Origin of the sequence: Streptomyces sp. NBC_00554 (assembly GCF_041431135.1) — a bacterium.
In the GTDB taxonomy this organism is placed as follows: Bacteria; Actinomycetota; Actinomycetes; order Streptomycetales; family Streptomycetaceae; genus Streptomyces.
Genome location: NZ_CP107799.1, coordinates 2,550,157 through 2,569,396, shown reverse-complemented (window position 1 = coordinate 2,569,396; position 19,240 = coordinate 2,550,157). Strand labels below are relative to the sequence as shown.

Annotated in this window: 13 protein-coding genes; 11 read left to right on the top strand and 2 right to left on the bottom strand. The window is 70.4% G+C overall.

Going from position 1 to position 19,240, the window contains the following annotated elements:
- Positions 1–62 precede the first annotated feature (62 nt).
- The gene (locus OG266_RS11160) at positions 63–2,243 is read right to left on the bottom strand and encodes a RecQ family ATP-dependent DNA helicase (RefSeq protein WP_371545143.1); all 2,181 of its coding nucleotides are present in this window, start codon (positions 2,241–2,243) and stop codon (positions 63–65) included.
- A 133-nt stretch (positions 2,244–2,376) separates the two neighbouring features.
- On the opposite strand from OG266_RS11160, the gene OG266_RS11155 reads away from it, so the two are divergent.
- The 7 genes from OG266_RS11155 (at position 2,377) to OG266_RS11125 (ending at position 13,389) form a co-directional block, all read left to right on the top strand.
- Positions 2,377–4,215 (top strand): DUF4192 family protein, encoded by a 1,839-nt coding sequence (locus OG266_RS11155; protein WP_371545142.1) that lies wholly within the window; start codon positions 2,377–2,379, stop codon positions 4,213–4,215.
- Between the two features lie 410 nt (positions 4,216–4,625).
- Positions 4,626–6,665 carry a glycogen debranching N-terminal domain-containing protein gene (locus OG266_RS11150; RefSeq protein WP_371545139.1) on the top strand — a complete coding sequence of 680 codons (2,040 nt, stop codon included), beginning with the start codon at positions 4,626–4,628 and terminating at the stop codon, positions 6,663–6,665.
- A gap of 131 nt (positions 6,666–6,796) precedes the next feature.
- Positions 6,797–7,555, top strand: coding sequence for an NUDIX hydrolase (locus OG266_RS11145; protein WP_266474305.1), 759 nt, complete (start codon positions 6,797–6,799; stop codon positions 7,553–7,555).
- A 125-nt stretch (positions 7,556–7,680) separates the two neighbouring features.
- Positions 7,681–9,441 carry an ATP-binding cassette domain-containing protein gene (locus tag OG266_RS11140; RefSeq protein WP_371545136.1) on the top strand — a complete coding sequence of 587 codons (1,761 nt, stop codon included), beginning with the start codon at positions 7,681–7,683 and terminating at the stop codon, positions 9,439–9,441.
- Between the two features lie 162 nt (positions 9,442–9,603).
- Positions 9,604–10,491 carry a FadR/GntR family transcriptional regulator gene (locus OG266_RS11135; RefSeq protein ID WP_266474301.1) on the top strand — a complete coding sequence of 296 codons (888 nt, stop codon included), beginning with the start codon at positions 9,604–9,606 and terminating at the stop codon, positions 10,489–10,491.
- 408 nt (positions 10,492–10,899) lie between these two features.
- Entirely contained in the window at positions 10,900–12,438 is a 1,539-nt protein-coding gene (locus OG266_RS11130) for an RNA polymerase sigma factor (protein ID WP_266474299.1), read from the top strand.
- 132 nt (positions 12,439–12,570) lie between these two features.
- Positions 12,571–13,389, top strand: a complete 819-nt coding sequence (locus OG266_RS11125; protein ID WP_371545133.1) for a serine protease — start codon at positions 12,571–12,573, stop codon at positions 13,387–13,389.
- 109 nt (positions 13,390–13,498) lie between these two features.
- Here OG266_RS11125 and OG266_RS11120 read toward each other — a convergent pair whose 3' ends face one another.
- On the bottom strand, positions 13,499–13,729 hold the full coding sequence (locus OG266_RS11120; RefSeq protein WP_121406526.1) for a hypothetical protein: 231 nt from the start codon (positions 13,727–13,729) through the stop codon (positions 13,499–13,501).
- Between the two features lie 442 nt (positions 13,730–14,171).
- On the opposite strand from OG266_RS11120, the gene OG266_RS11115 reads away from it, so the two are divergent.
- The 4 genes from OG266_RS11115 (at position 14,172) to OG266_RS11100 (ending at position 19,177) form a co-directional block, all read left to right on the top strand.
- On the top strand, positions 14,172–16,295 hold the full coding sequence (locus OG266_RS11115) for a type IIA DNA topoisomerase subunit B (RefSeq protein ID WP_266474297.1): 2,124 nt from the start codon (positions 14,172–14,174) through the stop codon (positions 16,293–16,295).
- A gap of 532 nt (positions 16,296–16,827) precedes the next feature.
- A complete protein-coding gene (locus OG266_RS11110) occupies positions 16,828–17,355 on the top strand; it encodes a DUF1453 domain-containing protein (protein WP_371545130.1) in 528 nt (175 codons plus the stop codon).
- Positions 17,352–18,503 carry a sensor histidine kinase gene (locus OG266_RS11105; protein WP_371545128.1) on the top strand — a complete coding sequence of 384 codons (1,152 nt, stop codon included), beginning with the start codon at positions 17,352–17,354 and terminating at the stop codon, positions 18,501–18,503. The genes OG266_RS11110 and OG266_RS11105 overlap by 4 nt, the downstream gene beginning before the upstream one ends.
- Positions 18,500–19,177, top strand: a complete 678-nt coding sequence (locus OG266_RS11100) for a response regulator (protein WP_371545125.1) — start codon at positions 18,500–18,502, stop codon at positions 19,175–19,177. The genes OG266_RS11105 and OG266_RS11100 overlap by 4 nt, the downstream gene beginning before the upstream one ends.
- The last annotated feature ends 63 nt before the right edge of the window (positions 19,178–19,240 follow it).

The window sequence follows — 19,240 nt, the reverse complement described above, 5'->3', positions numbered from 1 at the left end:
ACCGTTTTCCGGCTATACGTCGCCTATATCCCTGCCCACTGTTCTTGGTAGCGACACGAGAGTCACGCTTGCACGGCGAGGACCAGCGGCAACACCCCCTGCGCACCGGCTCGTCGAAGCATGCGCGACGCCACGGCGAGAGTCCAGCCGGTCTCCGTCGCGTCATCCACAAGCAGCACTGGACCGTCCGCTTCTTTCAGAGCGGCAGCCAGCTCGGGTGACACGGTGAGCGCTCCGTCGAGCGCCTTGAGCCGCTGAGCGCTGTTGCTCCGGGAGATCTGGGCGGCCGCACCGACGTACTCCACGGACCCCAGCAGCGGCAGCCGGCCGATCTCCGCGATCCGTGCGCCCAGCGACTGGATGAGCTGCGGACGCGCCCGTGAGGCCACGGTGACGACACCGGCCGGGCGGGGTTGTGCGTCGGGCTGCCCCGAGGCCCAGCCACCGGGTCCCTTCGCCCAGTCGGTCAGCACACCGACCACGGCTTTGGCGACATCGTCCGGCACGGGTCCGTCCGGTGCCTGGGGCGCGAGGATCGGCCGCAGCCGATTGCCCCAGCCGATGTCCGAGAGTCGCCCCAAAGCGCGCCCCGGCGCGGCCTGTTCGCCGACCGGGATACGCCCCTTCAGGTCGACGCCGACCGCAGGCAGGCCCGTCGGCCACATCTTCCGGGGTTCGACCTCGACGCCCGCGCGGCCGAGCTCGCCATTGGCCGTGTCCAGTGCTCCGGGCGAAACTGACGCCTCGAACCGGGCTCCCGCGCAGTTGTCGCAGCGCCCGCAGGGTGCCGCTCCTTCGTCGTCCAGCTGCCGCCGAAGGAACTCCATGCGGCAGCCGGTCGTCGTGATGTAGTCGCGCATCGCCTGTTGCTCGGACGCCCGCTGCTTGGCCACCCAGGCGTAGCGCTCGGTGTCGTACGTCCATGGGTTGCCCGTGGAGATCCAGCCGCCCTGTACGCGCCGCACCGCCCCGTCCACGTCGAGCACCTTGAGCATCGTTTCGAGGCGGGACCGGCGCAGCTCCACCAGTGGTTCCAGGGCGGGGAGCGACAGCGGCCTGCCCGCCTGGGCCAGTACATCCAGCGTGCGGCGTACCTGCTCCTCCGGAGGAAAGGCGATCGACGCGAAGTACTGCCAGATCGCCTGGTCCTCCTTGCCCGGCAGGAGCAGCACTTCCGCATGCTCCACTCCGCGGCCCGCGCGTCCCACCTGCTGGTAGTACGCGATGGGGGAGGAGGGCGAACCCAGGTGAACCACGAATCCGAGATCGGGTTTGTCGAAGCCCATGCCCAGCGCCGAGGTGGCGACCAAGGCCTTGACGCGGTTGGCGAGCAGGTCCTCCTCGGCCTGCTGACGGTCCGCGTTCTCCGTCTTCCCGGTGTACGACGTCACCGTGTGCCCGCACTGGCGCAGGAACGCGGTGACTTCCTCGGCGGCGGCCACGGTGAGGGTGTAGATGATGCCCGAGCCCGGCAGGTCACCGATGTGCTCGGCGAGCCAGGCCATCCGGTGGGCGGCGTCCGGGAGCCTCAGCACACCGAGGCTCAGGCTTTCCCGGTCCAGCGGCCCGCGCAGGACGAGGGCGTCCGTGCTGACTCCGGTGCCCAGCTGCTCGGCCACATCGGCCGTCACACGCGCGTTGGCCGTCGCGGTGGTGGCCAGGACGGGGACGCCGGGCGGGAGATCGGCGAGCATGGTGCGCAGTCGGCGGTAGTCCGGCCGAAAATCGTGGCCCCAGTCGGAGATGCAGTGCGCCTCGTCGACCACGAGCAGGCCGGTCGCGGCGGCCAGCTTGGGCAGCACCTGGTCCCGGAAGTCGGGGTTGTTGAGCCGCTCCGGGCTCACCAGGAGAACATCGACCTCGCTCGCCGCGACCTCGGCCTGGATCGTCTCCCACTCCTCCGTGTTGGACGAGTTGATGGTCCTCGCGCGGATTCCCGCGCGTGCCGCCGCCTCCACCTGGTTGCGCATGAGCGCGAGGAGCGGCGAGACGATGACGGTGGGCCCGGCGCCGCGCTCGCGCAGCAGGGCGGTCGCGACGAAGTACACCGCGGACTTGCCCCAGCCGGTGCGCTGCACGACCAGGGCTCTGCGCTTGTCGGCCACCAGGGCCTCGATGGCGCGCCACTGATCCTCGCGCAGCCGGGCCTCGCCGGGCCGGGCGCCGACGAGGCGGGCCAGCACGGCATCGGCCGCGGTACGCAGTTCTTCGTTGGCCGTGGGTCGCGGGTCTTCGTTGGTCATGGCCCCATGCAACCCGATGGGTCGGACAAAGCGCGAACGAAGCCCGTGAGCTGTGGACAAATCCTGTCGTGACCATGGTCATGGTTATCCACAGGGCAAAGCGGAATTTTGAGATCCGCGGGATGGTCACGGCATGACGAATCACGACGAAGCGGCCGGCTGGTCCGGCGACATGTACGGCAAGACGTCCGACAGCGCGTCCGGCGAAAGGTCCGACGACACGTCCGACATCGGGTTCGGTGGCGGGCGAGTCGAGCCCACGGAGCCGGGCGGGAGTATTGGCGGTGCCGGTCGCGCGGGCCATGGCGGGACTGGGCAGTACACGGGGCATGGCACCCCTGAGCCGGACTCACCGTACGGCATCCTCGAGCCGGACTCACCGCGTGGCGCCCCCGAGCCGGACCCAGCGACGGACGCACCCGGGCAGCACGCGGGACACGGCGCCCCGGGCGGCGAGCATCAGGTGACCCTGCGCACACCGGCGGAACTGGCCGACGCCCTGCCGTATTTGCTCGGGTACCGGCCCGAGGACAGCATCGTGCTGGTTGCCCTGCACGACGGGGAGCGGCGCGGTCGCTTCGGCGGGCGTGCTCGGCTCGGCATCCCCGCCAACGCCGAAGACTGGTCGTCCGTGGCCGAGGAGCTGGCGCAGGGGCTGGTGAAGGGGAGCGAGCGGCGAGGTGCCCGGCCCGAGAGCATGGTCGCCTACCTCTGCCAGGAACCGGCACGCGGTGAGTCGGGACGGGAGGTCATGGAACGGCTGCGCTCGCTGGCGCAGCTACTGCGTACGGCTTGCGGCCGCCTCGACGTTCCGGTGATCGAGGCCCTCTGCATCTCCGACGGTCGCTTCTGGTCGTACTGCTGCCCGGGCCAGGGGTGTTGCTCGCCCGAGGGTGAGTCGATGGGCCTGCCCGGCACCTCGGTTCTCGCCGCCGCCGCGACTTACGCGGGACTCCAGGTGCGGGGCACCCTGCGGGAACTGACGGCCAGGCTCGTTCCTTGGGAGACCGCGGTGGCGCTGGAGCAGGAAGCCGCGCTCGACACGGCGAGCATGGCCCTCGTTCCCAGGATTCTGGACGGTGAGAACCGTGCCGCTGTGGCCAAGGAGACCCTCGAACTCGCCCAGCGGGTCATGGTTCGGTTCACCGACGCTCCGCCTGTGTCCGGGACGCGTCCGGCGGACCTGCGTGACGACGGCCTGGTGGAGCACGAGGAGGCAGCCACCTTGATCCTCGGCCTTCAGGACCGCACGACCCGCGACCGTGCCGCCGAGTGGATGGAGGGCGAGGAGGCCGGACCCGCCCTGCGGCTGTGGCGAGCCTTGGCGCGCCGCTGCGTCGGCCCCTACCGCGAGCACGCCGCGGCACCCCTCACGCTAGCCGGGTGGGTCGCCTGGTCGACCGGTGACGAGCTTGAGGCGCGCGAGGCCTTGGCCATGGCTCTCGGTGCCGATCCCGATTACCTCTTCGCCCGCCTCCTCCACCAGGCGTGCAACGAGGGCCTGGACCCGGAATCGGTCCGCCGCTGCCTGCGCGCGGAGCGCACCGACCGTGTCGCAGCGGGAACGGAGCATCCCAGGGATCTTGCGGCACCGTTCGACGCAGCTGAACCGGCGCCGGGTTCCCGGACGGCAGGAACCGGGGCAGGACCGGTGGCCGGACCCGGGGTCGAACCAGTGGCCCGGTCACAGTCACTCGACGTCGTGGCGTCCTCGACCGACTTTGTTTCGGTCGAAGGAGCCGCTCCGCCCTCAGCGACCCCCGCCCGGCGCCGGCGCCGGGCACGCCCGGCAGGGAGCGGCGACGCACGTCAGAGTCGCCGGGCCCCTGGCGGAGGCAGTGCCCGGCGGCGTCGGCCCACCGAAGGGGGTTCGCCCGCAGGGGACGGACCAGGACGTGCGGCCGAGGGCGCGAGCAGTCGGTCACGAAACCGCCGTGAGGGCGGTCGGCATGGTGCGGAGGAGGACACGTGAGCGCCGGCTCCCACCGGGCCGACGACGTACGGCGCCTCCGGCACGCAAGGGCTTACGGCTGCGCAGCCCCGGGATCGAGCGTCGGCCGCGCCGAGCACGCCGACAGTGCACTTCCGCGGCGCGTCAGGCCCTGCCCGCCACCCCACCGCCATTCGGTCGGCTTCCCCGGTCGAGAGCGTGACCCCGAGTGGGGCCGCTCCGTTCACCTGAGTGGCGGAACCGTGGCCGGGCCGCGCCGCCGCAACGCCCCTGCCCCTCCGGAGCCCCCCACCCGGCGCCGAGTGCGCCCAAGGCGCGCCGAGCGCGGAGGAAACCGCCCCATGTCCTTGCCCACCCCGCCCTCGGCCCCCGACGGCGACCGTCCGCCCCTTCACAGAACCCCGCAGCCCTTCACGAGTAGAAGCGGCCCAATGAACCCGCGCGCGGCAAGGGACAGCGCCCGGCCCTCCTCCGCGGCGGCAGGCGGCTCCGGGGATCCCCAGGCGTCGCTGCCCACACCGCCCCGGGCCGTGGACCTGCCACCCGCCCACACTGCCCTGATCTGTGTTGCCCTGCCGGGACTGGTGATCTCCACGGATCAGGGGCAACTGACCGGCCGGGGGCTGGAGGGCTTCTACCGCGCGGGACGGCGGATGCTCTCCCGGTGCCAGGTCCGGGTCGCCGGACGCGAACCGCTCGCGGTTCAGGCCCGGATGCTCGCGGCCGACCGCGCTCGCTTCGTGGGGACGCTGCGCGCGTCCGCCGACGGAGGCCCGGATCCGGACGTCGTCGTGGAACGGACACGGCATGCGGACGGAACGGAGCGGATCACCTTGCGGAGCGCGGCCACCCGCACGCTGCGACTGCCCGTCGAAGTCGCTCTGGGTACGGATTTCGCGGAACTGAGCTCGGTGGCCGCGGGCAGAGCTGGGCCCGAACTGCCCGCCAGCGTTCACGACTCCGGCCTGCGCTGGTCCTGTGCCGCAGGACACTCGGCCGTCACCGCCGATCCGCCGCCCACCGACGCGCTGGCCTCCGCGGGACTGCTGCGCTGGGAGTTCGAACTGCCGCCCGGCGGCACCCGGAGCGTGGAGCTGCGCGTCCGGCCGGACGGTGCGGGGGCCGGCAGAGCGGTGGGACGCGGTGCGACAAGCCCGTTCGCCGAGGCCCGGGCAGCGGGCGACGACTCAAGGGTCCAGGCACTCCTGCACTCCTGCGTCGAGGATCTCCGGGCTCTGTTGGTGCGTGACCCCGGGCACCCGTCCGACACACACCTCGCGGCCGGGGCGCCCTGGCGGTGCGGCCTGGCCCCGGCCGAAGCGCTGGCCGCGGCGCGTATGACCCTGCCGCTCGGCACCCGGCTCGCAGCGGGCACCCTGCGGACTCTCGCGCGTACCCAACTTGCGGGCCCGAGGTCCGGGCTGATTCCCGGGCCGCGCCGGGACGCGGGCCCACACCTGCCGCCGGGGTGCACGGCCACCGAGGCGACCCTGTTGTTCCCCGCACTCCTTGCGGAAGCTCGGCGCTGGGGGCTCGCGGCGCAAGAGGTCGAGGAGCTGCTGCCCACGGCCGAGCGGTGCCTGGAGTGGCTCCGGACGGCTGTCGGCGACAGCACCTACCTCCCCGACTCCTACCCCGGCGGGCCGCTCCGCTGCGAGACACAGGCTCACGCCCACCGGGCGGCGCTGCTGGGCGCCGACCTGCTCGACGCTCACGGGCGGCCGGGTGGCGCGGGGCTGCGGCAGTGGGCCCAGGCGCTGCGAACCGCGTTCCGCGAGGACTTCTGGTTCGAAGACCGGGGAGGAGGCAGACCCGCGGCCGCCCGCGCCCCGGACGGACGCCTCGTGCCGCACCTCGGCGCGTCCACCGCCCACCTCCTCGACACCGGGCTGCTCGGCGCCGGCGCGACAGCCCCCGGCCTGCTCGACAAGGTGCAGACCGAGCAGCTCGCGCGGCTGCTCGGCGGCCCCGCCATGGACTCGGGGTGGGGGCTGCGCAGCCTCGGAGTGAAGGAAGCGGCGTACAACCCGTTCGGTCATCGCGCCGGCGCCGTACGCGTTCAGGAGAGCGCGGTCGCCGTCGCGGGGCTGGCCGTCGCGGGCTATGAGAAGGAGGCCAGCTCGCTGTTGCACGGAGTGCTGGCGGCGGCCGAGACCTTCGGCCACCGGCTGCCCGAGATGTACGCGGGGGAGCAGCGCGCGCAGGGCAGCGCACCACTGCCCCATCCCGCAGCTTGCAGACCCGCGGCCACGGCCGCCGCTGCGGGAGTGCTGCTCCTGACCTCCCTCGCGGGGATCCGCCCCGACGCCCCGGCCGGGACGGTCACCCTGCGCCCGGTCCGCAGCGCTCCGCTGGGCGAGATCGGGCTGACGGGACTGCGGATCGCGGGCGCCCCCTTCTCCGTACGCGTCAGCAGGCTCGGCCTGGCCATGGTCGAGGAAGCGGCCGAAGGGCTGCAGTTGGGAGTGTGACCTTGCCTGAAGCGCCTGCGTACGGCGACCGGCCGCGGTCGGGGAGACCTGTACCGGACGGAAGTGGATCAGCCTTGGAAGCGGTCGGCGAAGGGCGTGTTTATCGTCAGGCAGACGACTATGATCGCGGCATGCCCTACGACCCGTCAGCGTTTCCGCCCTTCGCCGTGACCGTGGACCTGGTTGTGCTGACAGTGCGCCGCCACGCCCTGTGTGCGCTGGCGGTACGCAGGGGTGAGCAGCCGTTCCAGGGTCGGTGGGCGCTCCCGGGTGGCTTCGTACGGACCGACGAGGATCTGTCGCAGGCGGCGGCGCGCGAGCTGGTCGAGGAGACCGGGCTGTGCGCCCACGACCCGTCCGCTCCAGCCCAGGACAACGGTGCACACCTGGAGCAGCTCGCGACGTACGGCGACCCCAAGCGCGACCCGCGGATGCGGGTGGTCAGCGTCGCCCATCTCGCCCTTGCCCCCGATCTGCCCGCGCCCAGGGCCGGTGGCGACGCCAACAGCGCGCGCTGGGCGCCCGTCGAGGAGTTGCTGCAACAGGGTGGCTACGGCCGTGACGGCGAGCAGGCGGCGCCCCTCGCCTTCGACCACGCGCAGATCCTCTCGGACGGGGTGGAGCGCGCCCGGTCCAAGATCGAGTACTCGTCGCTGGCCACCGCCTTCTGTCCCACGGAGTTCACCGTCGGCGAGCTGCGTCGGGTGTACGAGGCCGTCTGGGGTGTGGTGCTCGACCCGCGCAACTTCCATCGCAAGGTGACGGGCACACCGGGCTTCCTGGTGCCCACAGGCGGTACGACCACCCGCCAGGGCGGCCGGCCGGCCCAGCTTTTCCGCGCGGGCGGCGCCACGCTGCTCAATCCACCGATGCTGCGCCCCGAGGTCTGACGAAGAGCGGAGAACGCAGGTCCGGGCGTCGAGGACCGGAGTGTGCCCGCGAGCGCCCCGAGTTCCGTCCGAGACGAGCCTCAAGGTGCCCGAAAAAACAGACATTTCGCGCTATCTTGCTTCGGGTGATCCAGGCCATCGGACTGACCAGCAACCCCCGCAAGGAGCTTCCGCCCGCCGTCGACGACGTGTCCTTCGAGGCGCGCGGGGGCCGGGTCACAGCGATCGTCGGAGCCCCGGGCGCGGGCAAGACGACGGTGCTGAAGCTCCTGCTCGAACTCCAACAGGGCCGCGGAATCACCTACTTCAGAGGCCGGCCGCTGCACCGGATCGCTCACCCGTCGCGCGAAGTCGGCGTACTCCTGGGCGAGGTGCCGGGCCATCCGGCGCGGACCGTCCGTGGTCAGCTCCGCATGCTGTGCGCCGCCGCCGGTGTGCCCGTACGGCGCGCCGACGAAGTCCTTGAAGTGGTCGGCCTCGTCAGCCTGCGCGACGAGCGCCTGGGCACGCTGTCGCGTGGCATGGACCGGCGCCTCGGTCTGGCGTGCGCACTGTTGTCCGACCCGCACACCCTCGTCCTCGACGACCCGGCCGATGGGCTCTCCGCCCGCGAAGGCCGTTGGCTGCACGGGATTCTGCGCGCGCATGCGGCTCAGGGCGGCACGGTGCTGTTCACCACGGACGACCCGAAGGAGGCCGCGCACACCGCCGACCGTGTCGTCACGCTGGAAGCGGGCCGACTCGTCGCCGACCAGGAGGTCGCGGACTTCGCTCGTACCCGGCTGCGGCCCCGAGTCGCCGTCCGCAGCCCGCACGCCGCCCGGCTCGGTGCCCTGCTGACAAAGGAGGCCCGCACCGCGCGGCGTTCCGTCGAGATCGTGCGCGAGGACGGAAACCGGCTCTCGGTGTACGGCAGCACGTGTGCCGACGTCGGCGAGACCGCCTTCCGGCACGGCGTCCTCGTACACCAACTCGCCGACGAGATCGGCGACATGGGGCCTGTCGCCGCGCCGCCGGCCGAGGGCGACGCGCACCCTGGCGACGAGCCGCGCCCGGCCGGGACGCCGACCGTGGACGGCCTGTCGCCCCTCCCACCGCCCATCGCCGTGCGCCAGGCGCCCAGCCCCCTGCGCCCCCTGCGCTACGAACTGCGCCGCGCAGCCGGAGTCGGCACCGGATACCTCACCACGGTCGCCGTCCTCGCCGTCTCGGCCCTCCTGTCCGTGCTGCTGGCCAGAATCGGTCACACGCCCCAGCCGCGCCTGCTGGCCGCCTGGCCGCAGGAGCTCCCGCTGCCGCCCGCCGCGCTCGGCGCGGGACTGCTCGGCGCGATCGCCTTCGGCGACGAGTTCCGCCACCCCGCCCTGGCCGCGGACCGCGGCACCGTCCCCCGCCGCCTGGGACTGCTCGCCGCCAAACTCCTCGTCGCCTCGGTCACCGCGCTGATGCTGGCTCTTCTCACCATCGGATGCGACCTCGAAGCGCTCTATCTCGTCTACGGACGGGAGCTCACCGGAGTTCCCGCCGACTGGCTGTCCCTGAGCGCGAGTTGGACCGGCCTTGTGGTGGGCTGCGCCTGGGCTGGTGTGCTGGCCTCGGGCATCTTCCGGTCCACGACCGCCGGGCTCGCCGCGGTGCTCGCCGTGCCGATCCTCGTCGTACCCCTCGTACAAAAGGCCTTGGAGGGGCCGTCTGTGCGGACCGCGGCCGGGTTCTCCGGAAGGCTGCGGGAGCTGGTGCTGATGCAGTGGCCGTTCGGAGGAGAGCGCTATCTGGCGGCCGGGGTGCGGATGGTCGCCCAACCTGTCGGCGGTGCGCTGATGTTGTCGCTGACCGCTCTGCTCTGCGCATATCTGCTCACGACACTGCGGAGCAGGGTCCGATGACGACCTGCGGCGCCCTTCCGGTTCCGTGGTGCGCACAACTCCCCGGAGAACGCCCATTTCTTTCCGATAAGGCGTCAATTGCGACGGGGTGAGCGATCACCCTTTCGTGTGCTTTTCACCAAAGACCTCAAGGGAGTTGGAGACAGCGCCGACAAAGGATCCGTGAGTACCCTTGCGCAGACCATGATGACCGCCGCCCGCTCCGCAGACTCCGGCCTGGCCGGCCCGGGCGAACTCGACCGCTATCCCTATGCCGAGGCCCCTGGTGCCGGCCGCGTGGGTCCCCCCGCCTGGGAGAGTGCGGAACCTGAGCTGGGCCGTGTGGGCCGGCGTGCCGCGGGCAGCCGCGGACGCGGGCTGCACGGTCAACTCGTCCAGCAGCTCGGCCAGATGATCGTCTCCGGCGACCTGGGCGCGGACCGCCCGCTCGTTCCCGAGGAGATCGGTCAGCGGTTCGAGGTCTCCCGCACCGTCGTTCGTGAATCGCTCCGCGTCCTGGAGGCGAAGGGACTGGTCAGCGCCCGCCCCAACGTCGGTACGCGGGTACGCCCGGTCAGTGACTGGAATCTCCTCGACCCGGACATCATCGAATGGCGGGCCTTCGGACCGCAGCGCGACGATCAGCGGCGTGAGCTGAGCGAGCTGCGCTGGACGATCGAGCCGCTCGCCGCGCGTCTTGCCGCGGGTCACGGGCGCGAGGATGTCCAGCAGCGGCTCGGCGACATGGTCGAGATCATGGGCCATTCCATGGCGCAGGGTGACTCCCTCACCTTCTCGCGGGCCGACGCGGAGTTCCACGCGCTGCTCATCCAGCTCGCGGGCAACCGGATGCTGGAGCACCTCTCCGGGATCGTGTCGGCCGCGCTGCAGGTCTCCGGCAACCCCGTCACCGGCTGCGACCGGCCGAACGAAGCCTCCCTGGGGCACCACGCCCGGATCGTCGACGCCCTCGCCGCGGCGGACGGCGCAGCGGCCGAAGCGGCCATGCGCCAACTGCTCACCGTCCATCCCGAGGTGGAGCGCGTGGTGCCCGCGCCGCGCGAGCACTGACCGCGCATCGAGGGCGACACGGTCGGGGGCGTGTGCTCTCTCGTGGCATCGCCTGGCCGGCGAACCATCTCCCACGGGACCCCGTCGGATCCTTCTTGGACCTGGCGGGGTCCGGCGGTGTGATGGGGCGGCGGGCCCATCGGCTGACCTTCTCTGACCGTATCTGGCCGCTTTTGCGCGCTTACGGGGTGTGACTCGGGCCACGCAGATTGGGCGTAACGCTCGTCGAGGCAGCGCGATGACCTAAGAGGTGGCAGCCGAGGAGGGAATACAGACGCCGTTCATGGCGCTGTGCATCTTCCAGGCCCCCGCCCGCGCCGTCGGCCCATCCCCAAGTCGGCGGTCGTCGGCTCCTGTCCGTAGTGGACGGGGCCGGAAGCCGTTTTCCAACGTTCCGAGAGGTTGTTCGTGTCGGCCAGCACATCCCGTACGCTCCCGCCGGAGATCGCCGAGTCCGTCTCTGTCATGGCGCTCATCGAGCGGGGAAAGGCTGAGGGGCAGATCGCCGGCGATGACGTGCGTCGGGCCTTCGAAGCTGACCAGATTCCGGCCACTCAGTGGAAGAACGTACTGCGCAGCCTCAACCAGATCCTCGAGGAAGAGGGTGTGACGCTGATGGTCAGTGCCGCGGAGCCAAAGCGCCCCCGAAAGAGCGTCGCAGCGAAGAGTCCGGCCAAGCGCACCGCCACCAAGACGGTCGCGGCGAAGACGGTGACCACCAAGAAGGCCACCGCCACCGCCGCCCCGGCCGTGCCCGCCGCCGACGACCCGGCTGAGGACGCGACCGCCCAGAAGGCCGCTGCCAAGAAGGCGACCGCCAAGAAGACCGTCGCCAAGAAGACGGTCGCCAAGAAGGCTGTAGCGAAGAAGACCACCGCCAAGAAGGACGACGCGGAGCTGGTCGACGACGAGGCGGCCGAGGAGACCCCCGGCGGCAAGCCCGGCGAAGAGGAAGAGGAGGGGGCCGAGAACAAGGGCTTCGTCCTCTCCGACGACGACGAGGACGACGCGCCGGCCCAGCAGGTCGCCGTGGCCGGTGCCACCGCCGACCCGGTCAAGGACTACCTCAAGCAGATCGGCAAGGTCCCCCTCCTCAACGCCGAGCAGGAGGTCGAGCTCGCCAAGCGCATCGAGGCCGGTCTGTTCGCCGAGGACAAGCTGGCCAACGCCGACAAGCTCGCGCCGAAGCTCAAGCGCGAGCTGGAGATCATCGCCGAGGACGGGCGCCGCGCCAAGAACCACCTCCTGGAGGCCAACCTCCGCCTGGTGGTCTCCCTGGCCAAGCGCTACACCGGCCGCGGCATGCTCTTCCTGGACCTCATCCAGGAGGGCAACCTCGGTCTGATCCGCGCGGTCGAGAAGTTCGACTACACCAAGGGCTACAAGTTCTCCACGTACGCCACCTGGTGGATCCGTCAGGCGATCACCCGCGCCATGGCCGACCAGGCCCGCACCATCCGTATCCCGGTGCACATGGTCGAGGTCATCAACAAGCTCGCGCGCGTGCAGCGCCAGATGCTCCAGGACCTGGGCCGCGAGCCCACCCCGGAGGAGCTGGCCAAGGAGCTCGACATGACCCCTGAAAAGGTCATCGAGGTCCAGAAGTACGGCCGTGAGCCGATCTCCCTCCACACCCCCCTGGGTGAGGACGGCGACAGCGAGTTCGGTGACCTCATCGAGGACTCCGAAGCCGTCGTCCCGGCCGACGCGGTCAGCTTCACGCTCCTCCAGGAGCAGTTGCACTCCGTTCTCGACACCCTGTCCGAGCGCGAGGCGGGCGTCGTCTCGATGCGCTTCGGTCTCACCGACGGTCAGCCGAAGACCCTCGACGAGATCGGCAAGGTGTACGGCGTGACGCGCGAGCGGATCCGCCAGATCGAGTCCAAGACGATGTCGAAGCTGCGTCACCCGTCGCGCTCGCAGGTGCTGCGCGACTACCTCGACTAGGTCTCGGCCGTACGTCACTGAGGGCCCGACTCCCACGGGGGAGCCGGGCCCTCAGTCCGTGCGCGGAGTGCGAGTCCCCGTGTGCTGGATCACTCTGGGTTTTCCATGACCATCCCAGAGTGAGGAGCGCGCATGCGCCGTCCCCTTGCCTCCGCACTGGCCCTCGCGGCCGCTGCGGTCGCGATACCGCTGGCTTCCCCCGCCCCGGTGGCGGCCGACAGCATCATCATCGGCGGCTATCCGGTCGAGATCTCCGAGACTCCGTGGACGGTGGCGCTGTCCAGCCGTGACCGGTTCGGAGGTACGCGCGCGGGCCAGTTCTGCGGAGGCGTGGTGATCAGCCCGTCCACGGTCCTGACCGCGGCCCATTGCCTGGGGACGGACGTGCTGGGGGCGCCACCGCAGCAGGTCCGCGACCTGAAGGTCATCGCCGGCCGGGGAGACCTGCTGTCGGGCGGCGGCAAGGAGATCCCGGTGAGCGGCATCTGGGTCAACCCCCAGTACGACAGCTATACGAACGCCGGGGACTTCGGCGTGCTCACCCTCGCCGCGCCGCTTCCCGAGAGCTCGGTCGCCCGTATGGCGCCGGCTGGAGACGCCGCGTACGCGCCGGGTACGGCCGCCGTGGTCTACGGCTGGGGCGATACGACGGGCGGCGGCGACTACGCGCGCAGTCTGCGGGCCGCGCGTGTGACTGTGCTCCCCGATGCCGCCTGTGGGGGCGCCTATCCGGGCAGCGCGGTCGGCACCTACCAGGCGGCGTCCATGCTGTGCGCCGGGGAGCTCACGGGCGGGCGGGACGCCTGCCAGGGGGACAGCGGCGGGCCACTGGTCGCCCAGGGGCGGCTCATCGGCCTGGTGTCGTGGGGGAGCGGCTGTGGGCGGGCCGGGAGCCCCGGTGTCTACACGCGGGTCTCCGATGTCGTCCGGAGGCTCGGCGGGAAACGCTGAGCGCTACCTGTGACGCGGTACGAGTACGGGCGGCCACTCCCTGTGTCCAGGGAGTGGCCGCCCGTACACCGGCCTGATGCCGGCACCCGCTCGTCGTTGATGCGAAGTGTCAGCGTTCTTCGTCGTTGACGCTTTCCGGAACGGACGTCAGTCGCTCCGTCTCGTCCTGTATCTCAGCGGCGATCTTCTTGAGTTCCGGCTCGAACTTGCGACCGTGGTGGGCGCAGAAGAGCAGTTCTCCGCCGCTCAGGAGGACGACGCGCAGATATGCCTGGGCGCCGCAACGGTCGCAGCGGTCAGCGGCCGTCAGCGGGCTCGCGGGGGTCAGAACAGTAGTCACGTCGCCTCTTCTCTAGCTCGACGAGCTGTCGTACCAGGGTCAACATCCAACCAGGCCGAAAACGTTCCCGCTCGTGGCTTTTCCTCGAAAATTTCTCTCCGGGGCGGCTGTCTGCTGCCAGGTGGCGGCGAATGGGCCGTATTGCGTGTCTTCGTGTCTTACGGGTTCGCGCTGTCTGTCAGGGGGTCGGTCCTCCCGGCTGGCTTGCCGGTTGTTCATGAGGACGTGCCCGGAGCCTAAATGGTTCATGCCCCGAAGGGAACGTGATATGTACTTCACTCCATCGAGGGATCGAACACCCATACGATCCTGGACTAGTGTGAGTTCGTGCGAGGGTGGCGTTACAACGGCTCTACCAGGCCTCGGTACCCTCTCAGCGGGGACCGAAGCCCGGCCCTTACCCAAAAGGGCCCCATTTGAAATTCAGCGAGGAGCGAACCGCGTGACCGCCGAGACGTCCGTGCCGTCCACTGCGTTGCTGACCGGAGCAGACCGGGACGGTTCCAACTACACCGCGCGGCACCTGCTCGTCCTCGAGGGGCTCGAGGCCGTGCGCAAGCGCCCGGGCATGTACATCGGGTCGACCGACAGCCGCGGCCTGATGCACTGCCTCTGGGAGATCATCGACAACTCTGTGGACGAGGCCCTTGGGGGGTACTGCGACCACATCGAGGTGATCCTGCACGACGACGCCTCGGTGGAGGTGCGGGACAACGGCCGTGGCATCCCGGTCGACGTGGAACCCAAGACCGGCCTCTCCGGCGTCGAGGTCGTGATGACCAAGCTGCACGCCGGCGGAAAGTTCGGCGGCGGCTCGTACGCGGCCTCCGGCGGTCTGCACGGCGTCGGCGCCTCCGTGGTGAACGCGCTCTCCGCCCGCCTGGACATCGAGGTGGACCGCAGCGGTCACACCCACGCGGTGAGCTTCCGGCGCGGCACCCCCGGAGAGTTCAAGACGGACGGCCCCGACGGGGCGTTCGACGCGGCGGGTGGGCTGCGCAAGCTCAAGCGGATCCCCAAGACCCGCACCGGCACGCGCGTGCGCTACTGGGCCGACCGTCAGATCTTCCTCAAGGACGCCAAGCTCTCCCTGGAGGGCCTGCACCAGCGGGCCCGTCAGACCGCCTTCCTGGTGCCGGGCCTGACCATCGTCGTGCGCGACGAGTACGGGCTCGGTGAGGGCGGCAGCAAGGGCGAGGAGTCCTTCCGCTTCGACGGCGGCATCAGCGAGTTCTGCGAGTATCTGGCCACCGACAAGCCCGTCTGCGACGTCCTCCGTTTCTCCGGACAGGGCAGCTTCAAGGAGACCGTCCCGGTCCTCGACGACCACGGACAGATGACGCCGACCGAGGTCACCCGCGAGCTGGGTGTCGATGTCGCGATGCGCTGGGGCACCGGGTACGACACGACCCTGCGGTCCTTCGTGAACATCATCGCCACGCCCAAGGGCGGCACCCACGTCGCAGGCTTCGAGCAGGCGGTCGCCAAGACGATGAACGAGGTGCTGCGGGCCAAGAAGCTGCTGCGCGTCGCCGAGGACGACATCGTCAAGGACGACGCGCTGGAAGGCCTGACCGTAGTCGTCACCGTCCGCCTCGCCGAGCCGCAGTTCGAGGGACAGACCAAGGAGATTCTCGGCACCTCGGCGGCCCGCCGCATCGTGACGAACGTGGTGTCCAAGGAGCTCAAGGACTTCCTCACCACCACGAAGCGGGACGCCGCCGCACAGGCCCGGGTCGTGATGGAGAAGGCCGTCGCCGCCGCCCGTACGCGGATCGCGGCCCGTCAGCACAAGGACGCGCAGCGTCGGAAGACGGCCCTGGAGTCCTCCTCGCTGCCCGCCAAGCTGGCCGACTGCCGCAGTGACGATGTCGGACGCAGCGAGCTGTTCATCGTCGAGGGTGACTCCGCGCTCGGTACGGCCAAGCTCGCCCGGAACTCCGAGTTCCAGGCGTTGCTGCCGATCCGGGGCAAGATCCTGAACGTCCAGAAGGCGTCCGTCACGGACATGCTCAAGAACGCCGAGTGCGGGGCGATCATCCAGGTCATAGGGGCCGGGTCCGGTCGGACGTTCGACATCGACGCGGCTCGCTACGGCAAGATCATCATGATGACCGACGCCGATGTGGACGGGTCCCACATCCGCACGCTGCTGCTGACGCTGTTCCAGCGCTACATGCGGCCGATGGTCGAGGCCGGGCGGGTGTTCGCGGCGGTTCCGCCGCTGCACCGGGTCGAGCTCAGCCAGCCCAAGAAGGGGCAGGACAAGTACATCTACACGTACTCGGACCGTGAGCTGCGGGAGACGGTGCTCGAGCTGCAGCGCAAGAACGTGCGGTACAAGGACTCGATCCAGCGGTACAAGGGTCTCGGTGAGATGGATGCCGACCAGCTGGCCGAGACCACGATGGATCCGCGCCATCGGACTCTGCGGCGGATCAACATTTCTGACCTGGAGGCGTCGGAGCAGGTGTTTGACCTGCTGATGGGGAATGACGTGGCTCCGCGTAAGGAGTTCATTTCCAGCTCTGCGGCTACGTTGGATCGGTCTCGGATCGATGCGTAGGCGCGGCTGCTGGGCTGCGGCTGGCGGCTGCGGTTGGGTGGTGGGTCGGGGCCGGGGGCCGGTACATCCGCCCGTCGCCGACGGATCAGACCTTGGCCGAGCAGTGAAGCGTCCGGTGACGCGAACGTACGCGACGGGCATTTGATGTACCGGCCCCCGGCCCCTTCCGCCGGTGGGCGGCTGCGGGTGCGTTTTCGGTGGGGGCACGTAGCGCCATCGCGTTGCCCCACCCTCTCGTCGGGGCTGGGGTTTCAGCCCGTCCGGCGTTTGAGGACGAGCCCTTCGGGCGAACGGGGGTCTGGGGGCGGAGCCCCCGGGTACGGGTTGGGTAGGGGCGGAGGGGGCGAAAAACGTCCTGGGCCGGCAGCCGTGTGGTGAGAGGCTCCACCCGTGGGTGGAGGTTTGGTCTGGGTGGAGATCCACCTGTGGTCCACCCTGGCTCCGATCCGCTGACCAGCCATTTTCCGTAGCGTCGAAGGCGTCGACAGCTCCCGCTGTCGGCACTCGCTCTTCTTCGTCCACGGAGGCCGTGATGTCTGGGCTGGTCGATGCCTTGGCGATCTTCGCCGTTGTCGTGCTGGTGATCGTGCGGCAGTTCCGCGCGCAGAGGATCAGTGCGGACAGGCGCTGGTGGATCCTGCCTGCCGTTCTGGGTTTCATAGCTCTGCGAGAGCCGGGGGTGATCGACCCTCACCACCAGGCGGAGGCGATTTTCCTGCTTGGCGCGGAGCTGCTCATGGGCCTTGCCACTGGAGCCGGTTGGGCGTGGACGACGCGGATATGGACGGCGCCGGACGGCTCGGTGTGGGGCAAGGGCACCAGGGCAAGCGTGGTCGTGTGGGGTGTTGGTATAGGTCTGCGCGTGGGGCTGTTCGGCATCGGTGTCCTGCTCGGTGTGCATCAGGACGCCACTGCCATGGTCCTGCTGGCGCTCGCTGCCACGCTGTTGGTCCGCTCCGGAATTCTGGCCTGGCGGTCGCAATCCCTGCATCCGGCGAGCCGGCAGGGCGCGGCGTACGGTGACGTCGTGCCCCAGGCCCCGTGGAAGGAGCGTGTGTGACGGCGGACGTCTGGACGCGCTGGCCCTCTCGCGAGGCGCTGTCCCGAGCGGAACTGACCCGGCCCCGGCGCATGCTCGCCTGGGCCACGCGCATCGGCGCCTTCGGCATTCTTCTGGGGACAACCTTCACCAACAGCGACCTGCACGGCTGGGGTATCGCGGCGGGTGTTCTGGGAGTCGCGGCGTGCGGGGTCGCAGCGTGGGGCTTCTGGCGGACCACGCTTGAACACCGCCTGCTGCCTTCGCTGGGGCTGCTCGCGCTCCTGCTCGGGATCGCCACGGTGGGGCAGAGTGTCGGATTCCGGGTTCCGGCCCTCGTGCTGTGGTGCGGGTGCGCCATCAGCGCCATCGAGCGGTTGCCTCTCGCGGCTGCGCTTCCCGCGACTTCCGTGGCGCCGGGGGCGTACGCGGTGGTCAACGACGATGTCTGGCTGACCACCCTGGCCACGACGGTGGGGCTCGCCCTGGCCGGGTATGTGCTGCGCCTGGACGCGGAGGCGCGGGGGAGTGCGCAGCGACTGCTGGCTCAGGAGCGTGCGGCGCGTGCGGCGGAGGCGGAGTCTGCGGCACTCGCGGAGCGGGGCAGGATCGCGCGGGAGATCCACGACGTGCTGGCGCACAGCCTCTCGGCACAGCTCGTGCACCTGGAGGCGGCCCGTCTGCTCATCGAGCGCGGTGCCGACCGGGAGACGATCCTCGAACGGGTCGTGGCGGCACGGGGCATGGCACGGGAGGGGCTTGCCGAGACCCGGCAGGCGCTGTCCGCCTTGCGCGGCGAGATGTCCCCGCTGGAGGACTTCCTGAGCGAGCTCGTCGCCACGACCGACGGTGCCGACGTCACTGTGACGGGTGAAAGGCAGCCGTTGCGCGCGGAGGCCTCGCAGGCGGTGCGCAGGGTCGCTCAGGAAGCTCTGACGAACGTCCGCAAGCACGCTCAGGGCGCCAAGGTCCAGATATCGCTGGACTACGGCGAGCGTGAAGTGACCCTGGGCGTACGGGACTCGGGCGGGACGTCGGGTGAGCTCAGCGGCTCCGGCGCCGGGTACGGTCTGCTCGGCATGAGGGAGCGGGCCGAGTTGCTGGGCGGCTCGCTGGAGGCCGGGCCGGACGAGGAGGGGTTCGTCGTGACGCTGAAGGTGCCCGTATGACGGATCAGGAGGGGAGGAAACCGGCGCGGGTCGTGGTGGCGGACGACCAGACCGTGGTGCGCGAGGGCATCGTGATGCTGCTGGGGCTGTTGCCCGGGATCGAGGTCGTCGGTGCGGCCGGAGACGGTGACGAGGCCGTGGCGCTTGTCGCCGAACTCGCCCCGGACGTCGTGCTGATGGATCTGCGGATGCCTCGTTGCGACGGTGTCGAGGCGACCCGGCGCATCCGTGCCGAGTACCCGGGAACGCAGGTCGTCGTGCTCACCACGTACGAGGACGACGAGTCTCTGTTTCCCGCGCTCAGAGCGGGGGCGCGGGGCTATCTGACCAAGGACGCGGGAGGTGACGAGATCGTCAGAGCGGTGCGGAGTGTGCTCTCCGGGGAGGCGGGGCTCTCGCCGAGTGTCCAACGGCGGCTGCTGGAGCGGCTGTCGGAGCCGGAGCCGGTCGCGCCTCCGGAAGCGCCGGACGGGCTCACCGCACGCGAGACGGAAGTGCTGCTCCTGATCGCCGAGGGCCTCACCAACCAGGAGATCGCCCGCGCGTTGCACGTCTCCACGGCGACGGTGAAGACTCACATCAACAACCTCTTCGCCAAGACGGGGATCAAGGACCGGGCTCAGGCAGTCCGTTACGCCTATGGGAAGGGTCTCGTACGGCCACCGGCAGGCTGAGTCACCTGATGGAGTGAAGAGCGCGGGGAGAAGAGTCCGGGATCTTCCCGATCTGCACATCCT

What these genes read in the sequence shown, in the direction of transcription:
- OG266_RS11160 (WP_371545143.1), bottom strand. Translation starts at nt 2,243, where the DNA reads ATGACCAACGAAGACCCGCGACCCACGGCCAACGAAGAACTGCGTACC.
- OG266_RS11155 (WP_371545142.1), top strand. Translation starts at nt 2,377, where the DNA reads ATGACGAATCACGACGAAGCGGCCGGCTGGTCCGGCGACATGTACGGC.
- OG266_RS11150 (WP_371545139.1), top strand. Translation starts at nt 4,626, where the DNA reads ATGAACCCGCGCGCGGCAAGGGACAGCGCCCGGCCCTCCTCCGCGGCG.
- OG266_RS11145 (WP_266474305.1), top strand. Translation starts at nt 6,797, where the DNA reads ATGCCCTACGACCCGTCAGCGTTTCCGCCCTTCGCCGTGACCGTGGAC.
- OG266_RS11125 (WP_371545133.1), top strand. Translation starts at nt 12,571, where the DNA reads ATGCGCCGTCCCCTTGCCTCCGCACTGGCCCTCGCGGCCGCTGCGGTC.
- OG266_RS11110 (WP_371545130.1), top strand. Translation starts at nt 16,828, where the DNA reads ATGTCTGGGCTGGTCGATGCCTTGGCGATCTTCGCCGTTGTCGTGCTG.
- OG266_RS11100 (WP_371545125.1), top strand. Translation starts at nt 18,500, where the DNA reads ATGACGGATCAGGAGGGGAGGAAACCGGCGCGGGTCGTGGTGGCGGAC.